Here is a 3,500-nt window from a genome sequence, read left to right on the forward strand (position 1 = left end):
TTTTTCTTAATTACCACCAATAACTACCAATTTTTAATTCTGTTAAATGTCTTCATATTTGCATTAACTGGATTTATTGGTATTTCGTCTTTATATCAAGCCACAAGCTTAGTTTTAGAACAAGATAATGAAGGTAGTAAAACACGCCAGAAGATTTTACAATTTTGGCTATTTCTTTACGCTTTCGTAGGCAGTCAGTTAGGATGGACTCTCAGACCATTTTTTGGCACGCCTGATTCTGCTTTTCAACTATTCCGCGAAAGAGAAGGTAATTTCTATTTAAGTGTGATTCAAGCTATTAGCTATCTCTTAGGAATCCGTTAATTAACATTAGTAATTCCCTAAAATATCACAAATATAAAAATATGCGTAACAAGGAAAAGTTCGGAATTCAACAATTTGGGGTTTTGGTTAATTTATTGCGCGATCGCCAGGCGTTTTTAGAAGAAATTCGTCAGGGAGTCCGATTACAGAATAAAATCAGTTCTCTGTTTGTATCTAGTTCGATTTTCTTTGCCATCTATGGCGCAATTATCGGTGCATCCAACAGTTGGGCACAGGCATTATCTGGCGCTATCAAACTCCCGGCGTTTTATTTATTAACACTGATTATTTGTTTCCCAACTTTATTCTTTTTTAACGTTTTGTTTGGTTCCCGAAGCACTATTCAACAGCATTTTGTTGTATTGCTTACATCTGTATCAGTGATTAGTGTGCTTTTATTCAGCTTGGCACCAGTTACACTATTTTTTCTGATCACTACGCCCGATTCTTATCAATTTTTTAAACTGTTGAATGTGTTAATTTTTGGTATTACAGGCATCTTTGGCGTTAAGTTCCTTTATGAGGGGATGCAATTACTTTCTCAACAAGATGAAGTTGGCAAAAAAACCCGCACTACTATTTTAAGATCCTGGTTATTGCTTTATGCCTTTGTTGGTATGCAGTTAGGATGGTTTCTTAGACCATTTTTTGGTGCGCCTGACTCTAAATTTGAATTATTTCGGGCAGTGAAAGGCAACTTTTATTTGGATATTGTAGCGGCGATTTCCGAAATTTTAGGTTTCCGTTAATCTAAGATTTATCGTACTACAATAACTGGTGTTCCCAGACTTACCTGAGCGAATAATTCTCTCACATCCTTGTTGTACATCCGAATACAACCGTGTGAAGCAGCTTTACCAACTGAATCAGGATTAGGCGTACCGTGAAAGCCAATCCAATTTTTGCCGTTTGTCCAAAATCCAATCCAGTATTTGCCAAGTGGGTTTTCAGGGTCTCCTCCTGGGATAGCCTTACCTGTAAAAGGGTTTATCCAAGTAGGGTTTTCCAACATTGTACGGACTCGGAAATTACCAATTGGACTATCCCAGCCTTGGCGACCTACTGCTATAGGATAACTTTTAATTCGGGTTTTTCCTCGATAAAGGGTTACTTGACGCTTGCGAAGGCTGATTTGTAGGTGAAGAGGTTGAGTAATTAAATTATTAATATTAGTCGTTTGAGAGACTAAATTCTTGGTTGAAGTTTGAGAAGTTACTTTAAGCTCAGAAGCTAACGACATTGCCGGATTAAAATTTAATCCAGATGCACAAATAAAAATAACTAATTTATCTAATTGCTTGAACATTTTAAAAATTAAACTTTTTGCAATCAATACTTGAATACTGAATTAATCATTGATTGGTTATTATTTTAGCTTAATGTTATGTAGCTATTTGAGTAACCCTCGTTGATAAATACAATAGTTTAACCACTATAGATCAAGAAGAGTAATTTCGTGACGAAGGTAAAATAAAATCCTCAAAATGTGTTGCAGTAGAAATCGAATCAATTGACAGCGCATCTCATCTTTCCTACTGCATTTATTCTTGATAACAGGCAGTATTTGAAATTATTTAACTAGAGGCAACAAGCTAAACAAGCTTATTACTCCGTGTAGAGCTAGTACCGCAAGGTGGAAGTCAGCCCCTTCCCTACGGAACGCTGCCCGAACGGGGAAGTCAGAAATCAAAAGGCTTTAATTTTGGGCTTTCTGCCTATTTTGAATGGTAGGTTTATTTCCACCGAGTTTTTGTACTAGTAAATTACCATAGCGCTCTGACACCTCCACTTCCACCAGTGTTTTGTCCACCTGTTGTGTTGTTACCACCTGTATTTTGCTGTGTTCCGGTAGTACCGTTTGGATACTGTTGTGTTCCGGTAATACCACCTGTATTTTGCTGTGTTCCAGTAGTGCCGTTTGGATACTGTTGTGTTCTGGTAGTACCGTTTGGATACTGTTGCGTTCCGGTAGTACCGTTTGGATACTGCTGTGTTCCGGTAGTGCCGTTTGGATACTGTTGTGTTCTGGTAGTACCACCTGTATTTTGCTGTGTTCCGGTAGTGCCATTTGGATACTGTTGTGTTCCGGTAGTACCGTTTGGATACTGTTGTGTTCCATTAGTGCCACTTGGATATTGTTGTGTTCTGGTAGTACCACCTGTATTTTGCTGTGTTCCAGTAGTGCCATTTGGATACTGTTGTGTTCCGGCAGTACCACCTGTATTTTGCTGTGTCCCGGTGCTAGAACCACCTGTATTTTGCTGTGTTCCAGTGCTAGAACCACCTGTAGATTGTCCTGCTTGGGAGTACAATCTATCACCTGTAGGGGCTTGGCTAGTTTCCAAATTTCTAGAGTTGGATTGAGGCAGAGCATATACTGGAAGACTAATTAAAGCACCAGTACTAGCAACTCCTACGATACTAGCAAGTATTTTGATCAAATTTTTACTGTGATTTACGTTCATTGGGATCTCCTGAGTTTGAAATTAAATGCTTCTTATGCTATTAATCAATTTGCTGAAAGCTAGAAAAAGCTTTTTCTAGATTTCAAGGACAACATATATTTAAAGCAAAAGTATCAAAATACATGTTGTTTATTAAGCAATAGATTAACTAAAATAATTTCCTTGCTCTTCTGCCTTAAGTCTAGTCTGATGTTAAATTAATTCGTGATATTTTAGACAGTATTTGTTTAGGCTTTTTTAATCAATCTACTACCTTAGATATAGTTTTAATATATTGCTTTATCAAAAAAAATAAAATTTTGAAGTCAATAACATAAATTTTTAAGTAACACAATTATTTATGGATATAGTTAAATTCAGCTTGCTGTCACTCTCACTTATCACGGTATTTGTAAAATCTCTCTCCTCAAAGGAGAAATATTTTAAATTTGTCCCCTTCCCGCGTCGGGAAGAGGTTAAGTTTTCGTGGGCTTTTCCAGATACCCTGAAAAGTCAGGTAGCTAGCTATACGCTCCTGCAATAATTGTGGTTCAAATAGATGATAAAGGGGTTATTTAGCTTCCTCTAAACTCCAACCCAGTGCTATTGCTACTTCAGTAGCTAATTCTAGAGGATTGAATGGTTTAGCGATCGCACTGATCATTCCCATCTGAGTATAGCGACGGCGATCGGAAGCCTGGATTTTGGCAGTTAACAAAATCACCGGAATCG

Annotated in this window: 4 protein-coding genes and 1 pseudogene; 2 read left to right on the forward strand and 3 right to left on the reverse strand. The window is 37.5% G+C overall.

Annotation, left to right across the window (positions count from 1 at the left end):
• Together VE944_RS07960 and VE944_RS07965 are read left to right on the forward strand one after the other, a co-directional pair.
• Window positions 1-324, forward strand: a pseudogene (locus VE944_RS07960) (actin-binding WH2 domain-containing protein); the annotation flags it as partial.
• Between the two features lie 41 nt (window positions 325-365).
• Complete coding sequence (locus tag VE944_RS07965) at window positions 366-1,073, forward strand: actin-binding WH2 domain-containing protein (RefSeq protein WP_324974831.1); 708 nt, start codon at window positions 366-368, stop codon at window positions 1,071-1,073.
• Between the two features lie 8 nt (window positions 1,074-1,081).
• On the opposite strand, the gene VE944_RS07970 is transcribed toward VE944_RS07965, so the two are convergent.
• The 3 genes from VE944_RS07970 to VE944_RS07980 all read right to left on the reverse strand — a co-directional run.
• Complete coding sequence (locus VE944_RS07970) at window positions 1,082-1,630, reverse strand: L,D-transpeptidase (RefSeq protein ID WP_324974833.1); 549 nt, start codon at window positions 1,628-1,630, stop codon at window positions 1,082-1,084.
• A 457-nt stretch (window positions 1,631-2,087) separates the two neighbouring features.
• Complete coding sequence (locus VE944_RS07975; protein ID WP_324974836.1) at window positions 2,088-2,789, reverse strand: hypothetical protein; 702 nt, start codon at window positions 2,787-2,789, stop codon at window positions 2,088-2,090.
• Between the two features lie 550 nt (window positions 2,790-3,339).
• The coding region (locus VE944_RS07980; RefSeq protein WP_475483620.1) for a response regulator at window positions 3,340-3,500 on the reverse strand (161 nt) is incomplete at its 5' end.

Origin of the sequence: Nostoc sp., assembly GCF_035638895.1 — a bacterium.
GTDB lineage: Bacteria > Cyanobacteriota > Cyanobacteriia > Cyanobacteriales > Nostocaceae > Nostoc.

Excerpts from the sequence above, each read along its gene's own strand:
- VE944_RS07965 (WP_324974831.1), top strand. The coding sequence starts at position 366 with ATGCGTAACAAGGAAAAGTTCGGAATTCAACAATTTGGGGTTTTGGTT.
- VE944_RS07975 (WP_324974836.1), bottom strand. The coding sequence starts at position 2,789 with ATGAACGTAAATCACAGTAAAAATTTGATCAAAATACTTGCTAGTATC.
- VE944_RS07970 (WP_324974833.1), bottom strand. The coding sequence starts at position 1,630 with ATGTTCAAGCAATTAGATAAATTAGTTATTTTTATTTGTGCATCTGGA.